Below are 16567 nucleotides of genomic sequence, written 5' to 3'. Positions count from 1 at the left end.
TTTTTGTGTAATAGGGGAGGGATGGAGTGAAGTGGAGTGGCAAACAAAAAAGCCGATGTGGAAAATATACTCTCGCAGGTGGCAAATAACTCAGGAAAGTGGAAAATATAAAAGGATAACTGGGAAATACACGCCTATTACTAGCTAATCATATACCAGAAGATCGCGATATTCTTGCATACTTTGATCTTTCTATAGAAGATATTCAAACTAGTGCACATTGTCCCATTACAGACTGTAATTTTATCGGTATGGAATATCGCTACGGAACCTGGTACTGTCCAAAATGTGGAACTCGGTCAAAAGATGCTCATATCCAAGCTCTCTAAGACTATTTTCTTCTCATTATACCTTCCACCACGAACTCAGAACTTCGAAACTTTTTACATATCGATTCCATAAGTATTGCAAACCATATTCTAAAGTCAATGAATTTATCTTATACCGGGAAAAACAAGGGAAGAGTCTATTATAAACCAAGTAATTAAAAAGGATTTCCCCCTCCCTTCACCGAATTAATTACCATTGAAAGGGGACATCAAAAATGAAACCAATCCTACTAGATTTTCCAGAACAAATTTACACAGAAAGATTACGAATCAGAATGCCGCTCCCTGGAGATGGAAAACTCGTTTACGCAGCAACACAGGCATCAATTAATGAACTAAAGCCATGGATGCCATGGGCACACAAAAATCAAACCGAAGAAGATGTTGAAGTCAATATCCGTGATGCACATGCCAAATTCTTAACCCGCGAGGATTTAAGGCTTCATCTTTTCGATAAAGAAACAGGTGAATTTATCGGGTCATCCGGATTACATAGAATCAATTGGACCGTACCCAAATTTGAAATTGGTTATTGGATTGATACCCGATACAGTCGAAGGGGTTATATAACGGAAGCAGTGCAAGGAATTACCGAATTTGGATTTTCTAAGCTAAAGGCAAAACGGATAGAAATCCGCTGTGACACCAAGAACACAAAAAGCCGGGCAATCCCTGAAAAATTAGGTTTTACTTTAGAAGGTATTTTAAAAAATGACGCCTTATCCGGTGATGGGAAAGAACTAAGAGACACTTGCGTTTTCTCAAAAATAAGATAAAGAAAAAGAAGCATCTGCAAACAGCAGGTGCTCTTTTCCATCAAAAAATATACTTCTCCAAATAATATTTCGTAATTGCTAAATACTCTCTCGTATAAGATTTCAAAACAGCAGATGCAGGTGTTTTGGCTGCCAGACCATAAACATTTAGCTTCTGATCACGGGCCATACCAAGTGAACGGTAAACATGGAAAGTATTGGTCACGAGAATACCGGTATTGGCACTTGAAGGAATTAGCCTTTTCGAAAACTGAATTTTTTCATATGTGGTTGTCGAATGATTTTCTAAAATTATTCGTGTTTCCTTAATTCCCCTTTGCATTAATCCTTTTTTTATCGCTTTGGCTTCAGATATTTTTTCCCCTGGACCTAATCCACCAGAGGCAATAACGATCGTGTCTTTGTTTTTTATTAAATAGTTGGCTGCAGCCTCAATTCGATATTTTAACGCGAGGGAAGGAACAGTTCCTTTCACTCTTGCCCCTAGAACAATCACATAATCTGCATTCTTAGGAACGATCGTATGACTGGATTGAGTTATCTTAAGTTGTAAAATTGCTAAATAAATAACACCAGTGACAAAAATAAATACTAAAAAAATTAAAAGTTTTTTATTCATGTTTTTTATTCCATTTCAACTATTATTTGGTAAATGCACAAGACCTTTTTCCTTAAATATTACATAAAAATACCAACTTTGGGAACATAAAAGTATTAATTTTAATTTTCGGACCTCGATTTATTTTTTTATGTGTGATTTAAATCACATTATTCAAATGAATTATTTCATATAATCACATTGGGATTAGAGATAACCGTTAAAAACGTGAGGAGTGTATGAAAATGTTAGACCAAAAAACAATTGACCTTGTGAAATCCACTGTACCCGTTTTAGAAAAACATGGAGAGCAAATTACGACTCGTTTTTACCAATTAATGTTTGGAAATCATCCTGAACTCTTAAATATTTTCAATCATGCAAACCAAAAACAAGGCAGACAGCAAAGAGCACTTGCCGGTGCAGTCTATGCTGCAGCGATGTATATTGATAACCTAGAAGCGATTTTACCGGTTGTACAACAAATCGCACATAAGCACCGCAGCCTTGGTATCAAACCAGAGCATTATCCGATTGTAGGAAAACATTTATTATTAGCGATTAAAGATGTATTAGGCGATGCAGCGACGGACGAAATTATTGATGCGTGGGCAAAAGCATATGGTATCATCGCTGATGCTTTTATCAGTGTTGAAGCAGAAATGTATGATGAAGCAACTAACCAAAAAGGCGGCTGGGATGGCTTCCGTAATTTCATTATTGACCGCAAAGTAGAAGAAAGTGATGTCATTACCTCTTTCTATCTAGTACCGGAGGATCAAAAAGAAATTGCCCACTTTATCCCAGGTCAATATATTAGCATTAAACTTGAAATTGAAGGAGAAAAGTTTACCCATATTCGTCAATACAGCCTTTCAGATGCACCTGGAAAAGAATATTACCGGATCAGCGTTAAACGCGAAGCTGGTACTGCTAATCCAGATGGGAGGGTTTCTAATTATCTTCATGACGAAGTCAAAGAGGGAGATGTACTTAAAGTGAGTGCACCTGCAGGCGACTTTGTTTTAGACACGACGAAAAATACACCAATTGCCTTATTAAGCGGCGGTGTGGGAATCACGCCAATGTTAAGTATGTTAAAAACGGTTGTAGAAATGCAGCCAGAACGTAAGGTTACCTTTATTCATGCAGCTGCCAACGGAAATGTCCATGCTTTAAGAAACGAAGTTGAAGCACTTACAGCGCTTGAGCAAGTGAATTCCTTCTTCTTCTATGATTCACCAACAGAAGAGGACCGCCAAAATAATAGTTTTGATGTGGAAGGCTATGTAACCCGTGATTGGATTGAAGAAAATGTCACCTACAAGGATGCCGAATTCTATTTCTGTGGACCAGTTCCGTTTATGCAGTCCGTCTACCGCTCCCTAAAAGATCTTGGAGTAGCCGAAGAAAATATCCATTTTGAATTCTTTGGACCAAAAGGAAGCTTAGTATAATCAAAAAGGCAAACCGATTTCCTAACACGGAAGTCGGTTTTTTCTATTAAATTTCTGGGTAACGATTACTATATTGTAGATGTATGGATAAAATACCACTATAACATAAGAGAGGAGGGCACAAATTGCAGTATTTAACCAGTTTTATGAACGATTACGGCTACTTGGTTCTCTTTCTTTCTTTAGTTTTGGGAATCATGGCACTGCCCATACCAATTGAGGCCCTTATGGGATACGCAGGATTTTTGGCCTATCAAGGCCAGTTGAACTGGTTAGCAAGTGTGCTCTGTGCCTCTGTTGGATGTTTATTAGGGATGATGATTGCTTATTGGATTGGGGCGAAATTAGGAATGCCGTTTTTTGAAAAATACGGCTCAAAAATTCACTTAGGACCGGAGCGGTTGAATTCAACCTCGAATTGGTTTAAAAAGTACGGTAATAAGCTGCTGATTGTAGCCTTATTTATTCCGGGGATCAGACATATTACCGGTTACTTTTCGGGAATTACCCGGCTGCCCTTCATCATTTTTTCAACCTTTTCAGCGATTGGTTCCCTCATTTGGGTTTCTACCTTTATTTTGTTAGGAAAAATGCTAGGACCTAAATGGGAAATTTTTCATGAAATTATCAAAAAATATTTAATTATTGGAAGTATTATTATTGCGGGTCTATTAGTCCTCTTCTATCTTTTTAAAAAATTTCAGAAGGAAATTATCCTTACCCTGGTATTCATCGGAAAGAGAGCGCTTGAAATCTTTCATACACGGAGGAGGACTGAGCTATTCCTTGCCGGAATTTCCTTTGTAACCTTAGGTTTCATTATTTTAATGATTAACCTGATTCAAAACTATCTTGAGAACGACATCAATGAATTAGATACTGTCATCAATATGTTAATTTCATACATTTTTAAAAATCACTTTGATCTATTAATGCATTTCTTTTTGAAGCTTGGAACGGCAACGATGTTAGTTAGCATCATCTTTTATACACTTCTCTGGATTATTTGGAAAGGGAAGAATAAGCTGATTGAACTTTATTTTCTGTTCATTGCCGTTGCCGGCGGGGAAATATACGAAGAAATCCTTCGGAATGTTTTCCACCGGTTGTCACCGGACGAACCCTCCTTGCTGGAACGGTTTCCGTATAGTTTTCCGAGTGAACAATCTCTAATGGCCTTTGTGATTTACGGCTTTTTCTTTTTTATCATGCTGCGGCATAGTAAATACCTTCTGGTCCATACAATACTTGTTGTTCTATGGATTGTATTACTATTGTTCATGGGGATTAGCCGGATTTACTTTCATGTCCAAGACCCAAGTCAGATTGCTGCAGGCTATGTATTTGGCGGGGTCTGGCTTGGTTTGACAACCATGCTATTAGAAATTTTCCGATTGCTCACAACCATCGATTCTTCGAAAAAGAGGTCCCGGATTCGGGTTTAAAAAGGATTGACTCACTGTAATGTGATTCAGTCTTTTAACAGAATCAAAAAGTTTGATTCTCTAACAATTTATGATTAAATGAAGGTAGAAATTGCCAGAAGGGATGATAGGTTTGAATAAAAATATAATCCGTTCGATTACCCTTATTTCGATCTTGTTTTGCCTTCTCTGGCTGGTCGGTCTTGGCTGGTCTGTTGGGGAGTATTATGCCGGTAAACCGGAAAAAGTTCCGATTGCAACGGTTGCGAAAAAAGCTAAAAATTCAAAAGGTTTAACCATAGTTGCGCTTGGTGACTCGCTCACAAGAGGAACCGGGGATGAAACGGGAAAAGGCTATGTTGGTGATTTGCTAGATGAAATAAAGGGGAAAACCAAGCGGCCTGTACAGCTTACCAACCTCGGAATAAATGGACAGCAATCCGACGGGCTAAGAAAACAAGTAAAGCAAACAGAGGTGCAGCGGCAAATTCAAAAAGCAGACATCATCTTGTTGACAATAGGCGGCAACGATTTATTCCGCGGCGGACAAGGAATAATGGACTTTCAAGCCGGCAGTCTTGCAACCATAGAGAAAAAGTACCTCAATAATTTAAAATACATCTTTGGGCAGATCCGCAAAGTGAACAGTACTGCTAATGTATTTTTCATTGGTTTATATAATCCCTTCATCGAATTTGATCAAGGAAAAGAAATGTCAAAAGTGATTCGTCACTGGAATTATGACAGTGCAGAAATCAGTGCTGCCTATCCAAAAATTATTTTTGTGCCAACGTTTGATTTATTTGAATTAAAAGTGAATGATTATCTGTATTCAGATAAGTTTCATCCAAATACGAAGGGGTACCGTTTAATTGCTGAACGCGTTGCGGCCTTGCTCACCTGGTAAGGAGTGTCATGATGGGGAATATCACATTATCTGTACAGAATCTAAAAAAAGTAATCGGTAAGAGAGAAATTATCAAAGGCTTGTCCTTCGAGTTAAAAGAAGGTGAAGTATTTGGATTCTTAGGTCCAAATGGTGCAGGAAAAACAACCACAATACGCATGCTGGTGGGTTTAATTAAGCCAACTTCAGGTTCTATAAAAATTTGCGGTTATAATATAGAAAATTCCTTTCAAGAAGCGATGGGTAACCTTGGCTGTATCGTGGAAAATCCTGAATTATATCCCTATTTATCAGGATATGATAATCTGCTTCATTTTTCGAGAATGCTTGAAGGGATTGGTGAGGAAAGGATTAAAGAGGTGAGCAAGCTTGTTGGCTTAACCGATCGAATTTATGATAAGGTGAAGACCTATTCGCTTGGAATGAGGCAGCGTCTCGGAATTGCTCAAGCCCTTTTAGGAAAGCCGAAAGTGCTAATCCTGGATGAACCAACAAATGGCTTAGATCCTGCGGGAATTCGGGAAATGCGTGAATTTATACGATTTTTAGCAGTTGATGAAGGCCTTACAGTCCTTGTATCAAGCCATTTGTTAAGTGAAATTCAGCAATTATGCGACCGTGTAGCAATCATTTCAAAAGGTTCCATTATTAAGATTGATACAGTTCAGGATTTGTTAGCGAATCGTGAAAGAATGGAATGGCGTATTTATCCATTTGAAAAAGGAAAAGAGATCTTAAGTTCACTAACAACCATTGAAGAAACAGAGGACGGTGCTATTTTAACGGAATTCGATGATCAGTTGACACCGGTGTGGAACCGAAAATTGGTGGAAGCAGGGGTGTTTATTACAGAAATGAGCCGAAGAATGCCTGTACTTGAAGACTTATTCCTCGAATTAACCGGAGGTGATTCGATTGAATAAATTGATTCAAAATGAAATGATGAAATTAATCGCTAAAAAGCGGATTGTGGTCATTGCTTTAATAATAGGTGTCCTCGTTATTTTATTTACATACGCGCAGTTTAAACAAGTCCAAACTCAAAGAGAAAAATTGGGCACAAGTGATTGGCGGACTATTTTGCAGCAGCAAATTGTCGATACGACGAATCGATTAAGCAGCAGTCGAATTTCAGAAGAGTGGAAAAAACAACTGCAAATAACCCTGCAGCAGGAACAATATTATTTGGATCATGATATTAATCCATCTGCACCGGGTGCTCCAACCTTTATTAGAATGTTTTTAGAAAACTCAATTGACTTATTTATACCGCTCATGGTGATGGTGATTGCCAGTGATTTAGTTTCATCTGAGCATAGTCTCGGGTCGATAAAGCTCCTTCTGACTAGACCTGTGAAACGATGGAAAATTCTAATGAGTAAATATATTACCCTTTGCCTCGCCGTTTCATTAATTATTGCCATCACCGGAATTTTTTCCTATTTAATATCCGGTCTTGTTTTTGGCTACAAAGGATGGGGGACTCCTATCTTAACAGGATTTAATGTAAGTGAGTCGGGGCTTAACACTTCCTCCGTTAAAATACTAAAGCTTTGGCAATTTTTATTAATGGATTTTGGCTTGGTTTGGTTTGTAGCCATTGTCGTTGGAACGTTATCTTTTATGTTGTCCGTTTTAATCCGCAGTACGGCAGCGGGGATGGGAATTATGCTTGCAGCTCTTATTTCAGGTGCAATTTTAAACAACATGGTCTCATCCTGGCAGTCAGCAAAATATTTTTTTATGGTCAATTTACGGTTAACTGACTATTTAAGGGGAATGGCTCCACCGATTGAAGGGATGACATTATCCTTTTCATTGGCTGTCCTCCTCATTTGGTGGGTTGCAGCCATTTTTGTATCTTTTTTTGTTTTTATGAAAAAAGATGTGTATTAGTATAGCAATTCCCATCGATACTTTTATCCTTAGTGGAAAAGATAATAAACGTATCTTCTAAAATCTAAGGGGGTATGTGACGATGGGCTTTAAAAAGACGAAAATAGTTGTTGCTTCATTAGCCATTGCTTCATTAGCAGCTTGTTCCACTAATAAGGCAGATGTTGATAATACAGGTGTTAACAATCGAAATGTCTCAACAAATGATGTAAATAATCGCAGTGCTTTGAACAAAGATTTAACAAGAGTAAATAACCCTTTAAACGACAATCGTACATGGAATGACCGAAATGACGAAATGAACCATCCGGGGGTATTAAACCCGCGTAATGTTTCAACTGGGGATTTAACCAATCCAAATGTGTCAACCAGGGACTACGATTGGAATGATCGGAATAATGGTAATGGCTGGGACAATCGGGTTACCGAATTTGGGAAAATGATGTCAACAACTGAGATTCATGCCAATAAAAATGGGTTTATTACCATCGACCCGAATTCCTTTAGTACGGATACGCCAAGTCATCAGTTTCCACATAGTAAGCGGGTCCAACAAGGAAACTTTTGGTACTATAGTTTTGATCCCAATGCAGTAAATCCAAAAACGAATTTACCTAGTACAGGTAAAAATGGTGTAGTTACGAATCCAAATACAGGGAATCAGGGCACTGTAAATAAGACTACACCAAAAACTACAACACCTCCAGCCCAGCAGCCAACCACTCAGGCACCAGCTGGGATAAGCAATATGGCGCAACAGGTCATTGATTTAACCAATGCGGAAAGAAAGAAAAATGGGCTTCCAGCACTTTCAGCAGATTCTTTATTAAGTAAAGTTGCCCAGACTAAATCAGATGATATGGAAGCAAAACATTATTTTTCACATACAAGTCCAACCTACGGTTCACCGTTCGATATGATGCGGGACTTTGGTGTAACCTATAAATCAGCTGGTGAAAATATTGCCATGGGACAACCTACTGCAAAAGAAGTTGTCACTGCTTGGATGAATAGTGAAGGCCACCGGAAAAATATTTTAAGCCCTAACTATACGAATATTGGGGTTGGTTTTAACTCTAAGGGTAATTATTGGACACAGGAGTTTATAGGTAAATAACAAAAAGAGAGCTATTTTCTTTAAAAAGAGATAGCTCTCTTTTTTATGAATAAAATTTGATGGAATTTTAAAAATTTTGTAAAATAAGGCTATGCACCCATAATATGTTTCGGAGGGATAAAAATGGCCTTTTCATTTAAAAAAATTGATCATGTCCAGCTTGCAGCACCAAAAGGGTGTGAGGATCATGCCCGAGAATTTTTTAATGGGATTCTTGGTTTAAACGAAGTAGAAAAACCGGAAGAATTAAAGAAACGCGGCGGAGTTTGGTTTGAATTTGGCACTTTCCAGCTTCATATTGGGGTAGAAGACCCCTTTATACCAGCGAAAAAAGCCCACCCTGCATTTGTGATTGAAAATATCGAGGATTTAAAAGCACATTTAAAAAATAAAAATGTACCGTTTACGGAAGATGATAATTTGCCAGGTGCAAACAGAATCCATGTTCATGATCCGTTTGGCAACCGCCTTGAATTTATGGAATGGATGTAAACTGAGATTTGATGAACTTGCAGGAATTCTAATTTCATTCTAAAATCCCTTCTTTATGGAGGGATTTTTTTATTGAATATTATTAAAGCGAAAGGGCATCATAAATTCGTGCCATTTAAAAAATGGATGATTTTACTAATGGAGGGAGATTTATATGAAGAACAAACTTTTTGTATTGATTCTTGGGTTGTTTTTGGCCGTACCAGGTCTAGCATCAGCACACAAACATATTCCTGTTGATCATGAAGGTCATGATATTCATAAGGAAGATTGCTGTGATAAAGATAATCATCGTCACCATTTTATGCATGGAGATTGGAAGGCAAAAATGGCTGCGCGAGAAGGGAAAATTTTAGGCTGGGTGAACCAATATACCCCTGAGAAAAAAGAGGCATGGACGAAAATGTTCTCAGAGAAAAAGGTTCTGATGATGAAATGGTTAAGCCCGCAAAATGCAGCAAAGCGCGAGCAGTGGAAAAAAGAGCGCATGGAAAAAATGGAGAAGTTCCGCAAGCAGTATGATGAAGGAAAGATAACCAAAGAGGAATTCCTTAAAAAAGTTCATGGCGGCAAGGACATGAGTCATTGGCAAACTTACCATGAAATAGAGGAAGCCGTTGCAGAAAAAAACAACGAAGAGGCTAAAAAGTACCTAAATCAACTATTGGAGCAATACAAAGCACATAACCAAATGTTAAAAGATTTAATGGCAAAATAGTTTTTTGCGAAACGCTCATTCTTTGTGAATGAGCGTTTTTGGTTCAAAAAAGCAGGATTGTTTTTTCAATCATCCAATTCTTCCACATTCACTAAGACATTGTCCTTATAGTAGACAATTATTTCGCTGGTTGCCTGTGCGGCCTTTTGAATGATCATAAGATTCCTGCAAAACAAAGGGATTTCAACAGATCCGCTTTGAAAAATAATATAGGTAAATTCATCCGAAAACGGTGATTCCTCATCGCGGATCATCAAAAATCTTCCTTGAAAACTAGAAAGAGTATGAATGTCTGAATTCTCTGCTTCTTCCACTTGAACAAGAAAATTTTCATTAACCTGCCTTAGAAGTTCTCTCAAAAAGAAAAGAAGAGCAATAAAACCTAAGACCATTAAGGCAACTATATACCTATCTGACAGTGTAGGAATCGAAATAGCCAACACCCAGCAAAGCACAGCAACCACAATGTGAAAATACATAATTTCCACCTTCTATTAAAAACTGAAAATTTAATTATTTATATTTTTAGAATACATTAATTTTTCAAAAACGTAAATGTATAGTTTTACGAAACAGTTAAATTTTGATTACCACTTTTAAAAACAGAAAGTAGAGGGAAGATATATAATTGAAGGCTAGATCACGAGGAGGAATAAGAATGAATCGAAAAAATTTAATGATGACTACTGTTGCACTTGGTGCTGCATATTTACTTAGAAATAAAAAATCCCGGCAAAAGCTTATGGGTCAATTCCAAACCTTTGCAGATAAATCAAGAAGATGATCCCTCAAAACATTCCCTATATTACTTAGGGGATGTTTTATTATTTAGCTACGTTAAATGTGAATGTTGATCATTAGAAAACATTGATTGGATGGGAATCAACAACCTAGTATAACAAAGCCTTTAATTAAACATGCAAAACCTACCTTAATGCCATTCTTTTAGTCCGGACATACTTTCTATGAAGGGGGAACTTATCTTGAGTTTAAACACTACATTGGAAGCAAAACAATCATGGAAAGAAGTTATCAATACAGTAAAATCACTAGATCCTAAAAAATTAGAAATTATTAAAGCGACCTTACCGGTTGTAAAAGAACATGGTGAGGCGATTACAAAGCAATTTTACAAGCGAATGTTTAAACAGCACCCTGAGCTGAAAAATATCTTTAACATGGCACATCAGATCACAGGTCATCAGCCAAAAGCATTGGCGGATGCTGTTTATGGTGCCGCCGCAAACATCGAAGATTTCAGTCAAATCATGCCGGTCCTGGAGCGAATTGGCGAAAAGCATAGAAGCTTACAAATTAAGCCAGAGCATTATCCGATTGTTGGTGAAAATTTATTGGGAGCCATCAAAGAAGTCCTTGGCGATGCAGCTACAGATGATATCATGAATGCATGGGCGGATGCCTATGGGGTTATTGCGGATGTGTTCATTCGAATGGAAGATAAGATGTATAGAACAACCGAATCGCAGCCGGGGGGCTGGGCAGGTTTCCGTGATTTCGTCGTCGACAAAAAGGTGAAAGAAAGTGAGGTAATTACTTCGTTCTATCTGAAACCGAAAGATGGCGAACAAATCGCTAAATTTATTCCCGGTCAATACCTTACTGTGAAAATGGATAAAATGAGCGGAGAACAATACACAAATTTAAGACAATATAGTTTATCGGACAGACCTGGTTTGGATTATTACCGAATAAGTGTAAAGCGTGAGGACTCAAGAAAAGAAGGAATTCCTGATGGAGTTGTCTCCAACTATTTACACAATCATGTCAACGAAGGCGATATTATCCCGATTTCCGCACCTGCTGGTGATTTTTACTTAAATATGGATTCCAGCCTGCCATTAGTCTTAATCGGCGGCGGAGTTGGTTTAACACCAATGATGTGTATGTTGAATACAACCGTGAACGAAAATCCGAATCGAACAGTTTATTATATTCATGCGGCGATTAACAGCAATATGCATGCTTTTAAGGATCATGTCAACGGCCTTGCCGCGGAACATAAAAACGTGAAATCCTTCGTCATATATGAAAAACCAACGGAAACCGATCATGAAATGAAGAATTACGATAAGGAAGGCTTTTTTACACTTGAATGGCTGCAAAGTATTTTACCTTCCAATGACGCAGATTTTTACTTTTGCGGCCCTTCGCCATTTATGAAAGTTGTCAATCAATCGTTAAAACAATGGAATGTCCCTGAAGAACAGATCCACTACGAGTTCTTCGGCTCCTTTGGAAATCTGGACGAGTATTAAAACCAACAAAAAAATGCAAGATGATCAATCATCTTGCATTTTGCCTTTTATTTTTTCAAATCAATTTGTTTGGCTTCTTTAATATCCTCTTTAAATTCTTCCTTTAAATCGTCGGCAATTCCTTCGGTTGCTCTCTTAAATTCGCGAATCGACTTCCCAAAAGCACGTCCAATTTCAGGGAGCTTATTTGGTCCAAAAATGACTAATGCAACAACTAAGATTAAGATTAATCCTGGTACTCCAATATTTGAAAACATGGTAACACTCCTTGCGAAGATGGTTAATTACTTCTATCCTCATTATAACTTTTTATCTTAGATTGTACAGTATATTAAGCAAAGGTAGCGTGAATCATAAATAATATAAAAAATCCTATACCCAGCTTCAAATGCCACTGCTTGTCGATTCGTTTATACCGTTTTAATCCCATAACCATCAGGAAAAACAAAATAATGGTCGTAACTATTCCGCTAATATAGGTAAAATCCAGTTTAAACCCTCTGATGATGGCCAAGTACCCGTGCAGGAGGACTATTGCTGTAGAGATCAAGGCAACCGGTACATGCCACTTCCGTACCCATTTAGCAAGAAACTGTAAGACCGTTTTTAATTGAATATCTCCAAGGCGAATTCCCTTTATTTTTTTCCATTTTAATAATAAAAAGACAGGATAAATGGCAATCACTGCAAAGAAACCAATTCGTGAAATCGAGCCTAATTGTTTAAAACTCTCCTTATATTGACGTGTTTCCTCCATCATTAAGGTTTGATAAGAAAGGGCAACATACAAAACTCCAATAATGATGAATATCGCTGATAGTATGAAGGAAATTAAAACAATTCTTCGTTCTTTTGGATTAGAAATATAACGTGCCAATAGCCCCGTTTTATTGATCTGTTTAATGGTTAACACCACCTCAAAATTTTGTTCTTGCTAATTATAAATGATAAGTATTAATTATTTCTTAAGATTCCCTAAATTATTAGAAAATGATTAAATTTTTTCTTTTACCAAATTAGGTATTTCAATTTTCATAGAAAAGTATAATATAAGGGTTGTAAAAAATGGATTTTTTTGGAGGATAGAAATGGAGAGATCTCTCACAGTAAATAACCTGGCAAAAAGATATGGAGCAAAAACAGCCCTTGATAATGTTTCTTTTCAAGTAAAGGAAGGCAGCTGTTTTGGGTTGCTTGGTCCAAATGGGGCAGGAAAATCAACAACGATGAAAATTATTACCGGAATTATTGATGCGGATTCAGGAGAGGTAGATGTTTTTGGACAGGATATCCGCAAATCCGCTGATCAAATTCGTCGGCTTATCGGCTATGTTCCCCAAGAAATTACCTTATACGATAAAATTTCGGCTTATAACAATCTTATCTTTTTTGGAGAAATGTATGGGGTAAAGGGAAGGCTGCTTAAGGAAAGAATTAAGGAAGTGTTAAAGCAGGTGGGGTTAAGTGAAAGGGTAAATGACCCTATTCATACGTATTCAGGAGGGATGAAACGAAGGATTAATATTGCCGCCGCAATGCTCCACAAACCAAAATTGATTATTCTTGATGAACCAACGGTCGGGATTGACCCGCAATCGCGCAATCATATTTTTGAAATTATAAAGAATCTTCGTTCCGAGGGTGTTACGATTATTTATTCCACTCACTATATGGAAGAAGTGGAGTCACTTTGCGATGATATTGCCATTATTGATCATGGTAAGGTCATTGTCCAAGGGAATCTGGATGACTTACTACGCTTATATGCAACAAAAGCGATTTACCTTGAGTTAGAAAATCAGTCACATCCGCCTGTAATCCCAGGTATCAATAAGGTTAGCGAACATAAGAAGGGCTGGCTGCTTGAAACGGATGAGGTTTTACCTTCAATGGAACATACCATTCAAGCTGTTACGGAGACAGGAACCAAGGTAAAGGCATTAGAAATGATGAAACCTTCACTCGAAAGTGTTTTCTTATCCTTAACAGGAACGACCCTCCGAGATTAACGAAGAAAAGGAGAACTTGCCAATGATCAAAAGCATTATTCGTAAAGAAATTCAAGTAGTCCTAAAGGAAAAAGGGACCTTTTTTTGGCTGTTTTTACTTCCCATCTTTTTTATAGTCATTTTTGCATCGATTTTTGGAAACACCTCAGATAAAATCACCATTTCCTTTTATGACCAAGACCACTCCGAGATGTCTCAAATGTTTTTAAAGCAATTAAGGCAAATTCCCGGTTTTGAATTAAAAAAGGATTCTTCTCTCTCATTAAAAGAACAAATTAAAGAAATAAAAGAGGGGCGGTCCACATCACTTTTGGTTATTCCAGAAGGTTACGAGAGAAATTTAAAGGCAAATAGACCTGCAGAAATCCAGTTATTCCGAGATGCAACAGCAGATTCAGCCGTTGCACCGATTAAAGCGGTACTCGAGAATATGACAACATCGTTTAGAGAAGCGAAACTCTCACAAACGCTTCAAACCTTAGGGCAAAACACTGATCAGGCAAAAATCACTTTGACACCGCCAGTCAAAGTGAAAGAAATCAAAGAAAATGCCGCTAAATTAAATATGATTACGCAAGTTGTCCCAGGATATACGGTCATGTTTGTATTTTTTATCATGATCACAATTGTTCGAAATTTCATTAAAGACAAAGAATCAGGGATGCTTTCGCGTCTAAGGAGTACACCGATGAAATCCTACCATTATTTAATAGGAATGTGGGTGCCTAATATATTGGTCGTTTTAACTCAATCCACTGTATTATTAGTGTTTGGAAAAGTGGTATATGGCTTGCATATTGGAGACCTGCTTTCAATTATCTTAATTGTTATAAGTTTGGCGATATGCGCAACCGGCTTAGGTTTACTATTGTCTGTATTTGTTCGCAGTGAAAATCAAGGCGTTGCGTTCGTGCAAATCATTACGATGGGCGGTGCTGTTGTTGGAGGTTTATGGTTTCCCTATGATTTCCTGCCAAGATTTGCACAGATTGTCGGCAAATTCACTCCTCAGTATTGGGCACAGCAGGGCATGCAAAACGTCATGATTCGCGGTGCACATTTGGGGGATATTTGGATAACCGTCCTGATCCTTTTAGCATTTGGATTAATAGGTTTAGTGATTGCTAGTTTACGGTTTAAAAAATTCTTTACAACTGCGATTAATTAAAAATGGCTATTAAAAACACGCTGAGTTTCTTTTTTCAGCGTGTTTTGTTGTTTTTATTGATCTGAAACCATTATAAGAATTACTTAATTTCAATGAACCGGAGGTTTGTCAAATAATCTCCTACTATCTAAATTTAATCCAAAGAAGGCAATATTTTCTTCTGCCAAATTATTATGCGCTAAATGAACTTTTTATCTATATAAACGCAAAAAAAATTGGCAAATCATTGTTTTTATACTTTATAAATTTAGAATTTTATAAAAAGTAAAGATTGGCATAGAACTTGCATTGTTTAGTTATTAGAAATTAAAAATTAATTGGAGGAAATTTTTTATGTGGGTTATTACTGTCCATTCACAGAATAACATTAAAATGTTTGAGTTTAATACTGAAAAAGAAGCAAGAGAAGTTTTAGCTGGGATTCAAGGTTATAAAATTCTGACTGAAGTGATTTATTTTAATGACGATTGTTTCATTGATTAGAGTTGTCTATTGAAAAGCAAAGGAAAGTACTTCTAGATGTATTACCTAAAGGCAGGAACAAAGATAGGGTAGTAAAACCCAAACCGGATAGAAGGGATAACAGATAGATGTGTTTTAAGGGGATGTGTTCATGGAAAAGTGCTGGAGTGATTGGCTTCTGGTATTTGCCGTTTATTTGGTTTGCAAAAAGTAAATAAAAATGCCAATATGACAAAATTTCAAAAGACAAAATAAGAGTCCTCAAATAGAGGGCTTTTTTATTTATGTATAATTATTGTTAAAAAGTAAAAAATAGACTTTATTTTACATTTAGGTGATTTTATGAAAAATAAAGTTTATGACGAAATGAATAAGGGTATGGAGCTAATCCATCAAGGTTTTAAAATCAGAAATGATATATGGATGGAGGAAATTCTTTTTTCATGGCGTTGGTGGCTTGGTTTAGGACTTGTTATCCTATGTTGGGGGAGCTGGTGGATTTTTCGAAAAAAGAACAGTTCTAATCGATTATTATTTGCAGGCTTTTTCATCATGGTCATTTCACTTTCATTGGATGCTATTGGAATGCAGCTTAAAGCATGGAATTACCTATATCCGATAATCCCATTAATTCCAGCCTATTTACCTTATGACTTAGCGTTGATGCCTGTGTCTGTCATGTTCTTAATCCAAGTGAAACCGCTGATGAGACCAGTCTATAAAGCCTTTTTGTTTGCCGTACTAACTTCCTTCGTTGGAGAACCCTTTTTTAAATGGATTGGTATTTATGAACCATTAACATGGAGATATCTTTATTCTGTTCCGTTTTATTTTATTATCTATTTGATAGCCCATTGGTTGAGTAATAGGTGTAATTTTGAAAAGGTTATGGAATAGAAAAAACGCTTGGACTACAATTAAAGCCCAAGCGTTTTAGT

At 37.1% G+C, this 16567-nt stretch carries 19 protein-coding genes; 15 read left to right on the top strand and 4 right to left on the bottom strand.

The features are described 5' to 3' along the window. The first annotated feature begins 544 nt into the window (after positions 1–544). A complete protein-coding gene (locus tag E2K98_RS07310) occupies positions 545–1105 on the top strand; it encodes a GNAT family N-acetyltransferase (RefSeq protein WP_133333590.1) in 561 nt (186 codons plus the stop codon). A 40-nt stretch (positions 1106–1145) separates the two neighbouring features. Here E2K98_RS07310 and E2K98_RS07305 read toward each other — a convergent pair whose 3' ends face one another. Further along, the gene (locus E2K98_RS07305; protein ID WP_133333589.1) at positions 1146–1724 is read right to left on the bottom strand and encodes a YdcF family protein; all 579 of its coding nucleotides are present in this window, start codon (positions 1722–1724) and stop codon (positions 1146–1148) included. Between the two features lie 224 nt (positions 1725–1948). On the opposite strand from E2K98_RS07305, the gene hmpA (E2K98_RS07300) reads away from it, so the two are divergent. The 8 genes from hmpA (E2K98_RS07300) (at position 1949) to E2K98_RS07265 (ending at position 9714) form a co-directional block, all read left to right on the top strand. Further along, a complete protein-coding gene (hmpA, locus tag E2K98_RS07300; protein WP_133333588.1) occupies positions 1949–3160 on the top strand; it encodes an NO-inducible flavohemoprotein in 1212 nt (403 codons plus the stop codon). 125 nt (positions 3161–3285) lie between these two features. After that, positions 3286–4605, top strand: a complete 1320-nt coding sequence (locus E2K98_RS07295) for a VTT domain-containing protein (RefSeq protein WP_133333587.1) — start codon at positions 3286–3288, stop codon at positions 4603–4605. 112 nt (positions 4606–4717) lie between these two features. Continuing rightward, on the top strand, positions 4718–5491 hold the full coding sequence (locus tag E2K98_RS07290; RefSeq protein WP_235824742.1) for an SGNH/GDSL hydrolase family protein: 774 nt from the start codon (positions 4718–4720) through the stop codon (positions 5489–5491). 8 nt (positions 5492–5499) lie between these two features. Then, positions 5500–6414: an ABC transporter ATP-binding protein gene (locus tag E2K98_RS07285; protein WP_208025329.1), complete on the top strand. Its 915-nt coding sequence runs from the start codon at positions 5500–5502 to the stop codon at positions 6412–6414. Beyond that, positions 6407–7387, top strand: coding sequence for an ABC transporter permease (locus tag E2K98_RS07280; protein ID WP_133333585.1), 981 nt, complete (start codon positions 6407–6409; stop codon positions 7385–7387). The genes E2K98_RS07285 and E2K98_RS07280 overlap by 8 nt, the downstream gene beginning before the upstream one ends. An 82-nt stretch (positions 7388–7469) precedes the next feature. Next, entirely contained in the window at positions 7470–8504 is a 1035-nt protein-coding gene (locus tag E2K98_RS07275; RefSeq protein ID WP_235824741.1) for a CAP domain-containing protein, read from the top strand. A 123-nt stretch (positions 8505–8627) separates the two neighbouring features. Beyond that, positions 8628–8996 carry a VOC family protein gene (locus tag E2K98_RS07270; RefSeq protein ID WP_133333584.1) on the top strand — a complete coding sequence of 123 codons (369 nt, stop codon included), beginning with the start codon at positions 8628–8630 and terminating at the stop codon, positions 8994–8996. 154 nt (positions 8997–9150) lie between these two features. Next, positions 9151–9714, top strand: a complete 564-nt coding sequence (locus tag E2K98_RS07265; protein ID WP_133333583.1) for a type 2 periplasmic-binding domain-containing protein — start codon at positions 9151–9153, stop codon at positions 9712–9714. 65 nt (positions 9715–9779) lie between these two features. Here E2K98_RS07265 and E2K98_RS07260 read toward each other — a convergent pair whose 3' ends face one another. Next, positions 9780–10193: a hypothetical protein gene (locus E2K98_RS07260; protein ID WP_133333582.1), complete on the bottom strand. Its 414-nt coding sequence runs from the start codon at positions 10191–10193 to the stop codon at positions 9780–9782. 179 nt (positions 10194–10372) lie between these two features. Between E2K98_RS07260 and E2K98_RS31995 the strand changes: the two genes are divergently transcribed. Both E2K98_RS31995 and hmpA (E2K98_RS07255) read left to right on the top strand, forming a co-directional pair. Further along, positions 10373–10498 carry a hypothetical protein gene (locus tag E2K98_RS31995; protein WP_268884038.1) on the top strand — a complete coding sequence of 42 codons (126 nt, stop codon included), beginning with the start codon at positions 10373–10375 and terminating at the stop codon, positions 10496–10498. A gap of 247 nt (positions 10499–10745) precedes the next feature. Continuing rightward, the gene (gene hmpA / locus E2K98_RS07255; protein ID WP_235824755.1) at positions 10746–11990 is read left to right on the top strand and encodes an NO-inducible flavohemoprotein; all 1245 of its coding nucleotides are present in this window, start codon (positions 10746–10748) and stop codon (positions 11988–11990) included. Between the two features lie 47 nt (positions 11991–12037). Here hmpA (E2K98_RS07255) and E2K98_RS07250 read toward each other — a convergent pair whose 3' ends face one another. Both E2K98_RS07250 and E2K98_RS07245 read right to left on the bottom strand, forming a co-directional pair. After that, complete coding sequence (locus tag E2K98_RS07250; protein WP_133333580.1) at positions 12038–12247, bottom strand: twin-arginine translocase TatA/TatE family subunit; 210 nt, start codon at positions 12245–12247, stop codon at positions 12038–12040. Between the two features lie 74 nt (positions 12248–12321). Continuing rightward, positions 12322–12903: a hypothetical protein gene (locus tag E2K98_RS07245; RefSeq protein ID WP_133333579.1), complete on the bottom strand. Its 582-nt coding sequence runs from the start codon at positions 12901–12903 to the stop codon at positions 12322–12324. Positions 12904–13078: 175 nt separating this feature from the next. Here E2K98_RS07245 and E2K98_RS07240 point away from each other — a divergent pair, with 175 nt between their 5' ends. The 4 genes from E2K98_RS07240 to E2K98_RS07230 all read left to right on the top strand — a co-directional run bounded on the left by E2K98_RS07240 (position 13079) and on the right by E2K98_RS07230 (position 16526). Continuing rightward, entirely contained in the window at positions 13079–13999 is a 921-nt protein-coding gene (locus tag E2K98_RS07240; RefSeq protein WP_133333578.1) for an ABC transporter ATP-binding protein, read from the top strand. A gap of 22 nt (positions 14000–14021) precedes the next feature. Beyond that, a complete protein-coding gene (locus E2K98_RS07235; RefSeq protein WP_133333577.1) occupies positions 14022–15167 on the top strand; it encodes an ABC transporter permease in 1146 nt (381 codons plus the stop codon). Between the two features lie 333 nt (positions 15168–15500). Next, positions 15501–15650 (top strand): hypothetical protein, encoded by a 150-nt coding sequence (locus E2K98_RS30830; protein ID WP_165976200.1) that lies wholly within the window; start codon positions 15501–15503, stop codon positions 15648–15650. Positions 15651–15971: 321 nt separating this feature from the next. Beyond that, positions 15972–16526, top strand: a complete 555-nt coding sequence (locus E2K98_RS07230; protein WP_133333576.1) for a CBO0543 family protein — start codon at positions 15972–15974, stop codon at positions 16524–16526. Positions 16527–16567: the final 41 nt, after the last annotated feature.

Source organism: Bacillus salipaludis, from assembly GCF_004358205.1.
Note: the sequence above shows the minus strand (reverse complement) of the source record. Positions and strands in the feature narration are given on the sequence as shown.